This is a genomic window from Gordonia sp. (in: high G+C Gram-positive bacteria) (assembly GCF_049299075.1).
GTDB lineage: Bacteria > Actinomycetota > Actinomycetes > Mycobacteriales > Mycobacteriaceae > Gordonia.
Genome location: NZ_JBAQWU010000070.1, coordinates 1 through 2,693, shown reverse-complemented (window position 1 = coordinate 2,693; position 2,693 = coordinate 1). Strand labels below are relative to the sequence as shown.

At 66.2% G+C, this 2,693-nt stretch carries 3 protein-coding genes; all 3 read right to left on the bottom strand.

The window, feature by feature from the left end:
- Window positions 1-211, bottom strand: a 211-nt coding sequence (locus WAW85_RS02500) for an RNA polymerase sigma factor (protein WP_422558080.1), incomplete at its 3' end; no start/stop codon positions are given.
- Between the two features lie 52 nt (window positions 212-263).
- A complete protein-coding gene (locus WAW85_RS02495) occupies window positions 264-776 on the bottom strand; it encodes a hypothetical protein (RefSeq protein WP_422558079.1) in 513 nt (170 codons plus the stop codon).
- Between the two features lie 193 nt (window positions 777-969).
- The coding region (rho, locus tag WAW85_RS02490; protein WP_422558078.1) for a transcription termination factor Rho at window positions 970-2,693 on the bottom strand (1,724 nt) is incomplete at its 5' end.

Sequence of the window (2,693 nt, the reverse complement as noted above, 5' to 3'; positions counted from 1 at the left end):
GTGTCACGTCGATCGCCTTGCGATGTGCCACCCGCACCAGCCAGGCCTCGACGTTCACATCGTCGTCCAGGCCCGGCCACGCGCGCAGCGCCGCCAGGAACGTCTCCGACCACGCATCGTCGGCGTCGGCACCGGCCCCGAGGACCGCCCGGCAGACCCGCAGCACGGTCCGTCCGTGCGCCGACACGGCTGTTTCAAACGGCTGTTTCATCTCCATCACACCGTAGACGCACGACGGCCCGCCAATGTGAGGTCGCCAACGTTCAGGACGGGCGCCGGGCCACCAACGCCGCGGCGACGCAGGTGGCGACACCCAGAAGCAGCACGACGGCGAGCGAGTACAGCGTCGAAGGCTGCAGCACCGACTCCCGCATGAGGCCGCGATAATGCGCCGCTTGGTCACCGCCCATGTGGTCGAACATCGACAGGAAGGTGATCGGCCGGACCAGAATGACGAGCGGCACCGCGGCTGCGGCCAGCATGACCAGCCCGCCGATCCAGCGCAACGGCACGGCGAGCCCGCACAGCTTCGGGAACACCATCACGACGGCGACGAGCAGTGCGATGACGCAGGCCACGACCACCCAGATACCGAGCGGCGTGACCGATACGGCTTCCGTTGGATCAGCGGGGACGTCAGTACCTCCGGTCCTTGTTCCAAGGCCGTTCCAGGACACGTCGATGCCGAGCTGATACCCGTTAGCCCAGCTCTGCGTCGTGAGGACGATAGCCATGACCGACACGACGGCGATCACCAACGCGAAGAGTCGTTGCACGTCGAACGACGCTACCCGCGATGGAAGGCAATGCCAGTTTCGACACCGATACTCACTTCGTTCATATCGGGCTCAACTAGCGAACACCTGCTCCCTGAGCTTGTCGAAGGGTCCACCGCAACGGACCCGCCCACCCGCGCTCCGCGGACCGCGCCGCGGATTCGCGAACCCCCGCCAGCAAGGCGGAGAATGCTCAGTCGTCGTTCAGTGCACCCGGAGCAGTCGCCTGCACCTGCATGAGGAACTCGACGTTGCTCTTCGACTTCTTCAGCTGCTTAGTCAGCAGATCGATGGCCTGCTGGCTGTCCAGACCAGACAGCAGGCGCCGAAGCTTGTGCACGATCGCGAACTCGTCGGGCGAGAGCAGGAGCTCGTCCTTACGGGTGCTCGACAGGTTCAGATCGACAGCGGGGAAAACGCGGCGCTCGGAGATCTTGCGATCGAGCTTGAGCTCGGCATTGCCGGTGCCCTTGAACTCTTCGAAAATCACCGTGTCGCCGGTAGAGCCGGTCTCGACCAGCGCCGAGGCGATGATGGTGAGCGAGCCGCCGTTCTCGATGTTGCGGGCAGCGCCGAGGAATCGCTTCGGCGGGTAAAGCGCAGTGGAGTCGACACCACCGGACAGGATGCGCCCGGACGCGGGCGAGGCGTTGTTGTAGGCGCGGCCCAGACGGGTGATCGAGTCGAGCAACACCACGACGTCCTTGCCCTGTTCCACCAGGCGCTTGGCACGCTCGATGGCGAGCTCGGCGACCGCAGTGTGGTCGGACGGCGGACGATCGAAGGTCGAGGCGATCACTTCACCCTTGACGCTGCGCTGCATGTCGGTGACTTCTTCGGGACGCTCGTCCACCAGGACCACCATCAGGTGGCATTCCGGGTTGTTGGTGGCGATGGCGTTCGCGATGTCCTGCAGGATCGTCGTCTTACCGGCCTTGGGTGGCGAGACGATGAGCGCGCGCTGGCCTTTGCCGATCGGCATGATCAGGTCGATCACCCGAGTCGAGAGCCGTTCGGGAGTGGTCTCCAGGCGCAGCCGCTGGTTCGGGTACAGCGGGGTCAGCTTGGTGAACTCCGGGCGCTTGCGCGCCAGCTCCGGATCGCCACCGTTGACGGTGTCCAGGCGGACCATCGGGTTGAACTTCTGGCGCTGATTACCCTGTTGCTGACCGTCGCCGGATTCGCGGGGGGCCTTCACTGCGCCGGTGACGGCGTCGCCGCGTCGCAGGCCGTAGCGGCGAACCATGTTCATCGAGACGTACACGTCATCAGAGCCGGGCAGGTAGCCCGATGTGCGCACGAAAGCGTAGTTGTCCAGGATGTCGAGGATGCCGGCGACCGGTGCGACGACGTCGCCCTCGTTCAGCTGCGGCTCGCTGACGTCGCCACCGCGGTCGCGGCTCCGACGATTGCGCTCCCGACGACGACCCCGCCGGCGTCCGCCGCCGTCACCGTCGTCATCTGAGCCGCCCTGGTTCTGGCCACCCTGGTTCTGACTGCCCTGGTTCTGGCCGCCCTGGTTCTGACTGCCCTGGTTCCTGTTGTTGCCGCCACCCTCGTTCCGGTTATCCGGGTTCCGGGTGTCACGGTTGCCGTCGTTCTTGTTGCCGTCGTTCTTGTTGCTGCCGTCGGCGTTGCGGTTCTTGCCGTCCCGTTCCCGGTTGCGCCGGTTGCGGCCGCCCTCGACATCGCCGCTCTTATCCGCGTTGCCGGAGTCATCGCTGGTGTTCGACGACGCTGCGACAGACTTATTCTGCGCACCGCTCTCGGCGTTGCGGTCCTTATCTCGATCGTCGCGGCCGCGGTTTTCCCGGTCCGGTTGGTCCCGGTCCGGGTTGTCGGCCGTCCGGCGGTCGCGGGCGGGCTCACGCTGCTGGGCGGGCTCACGCTGCTGGGCGGGCTCACGCTGCTGGGCGG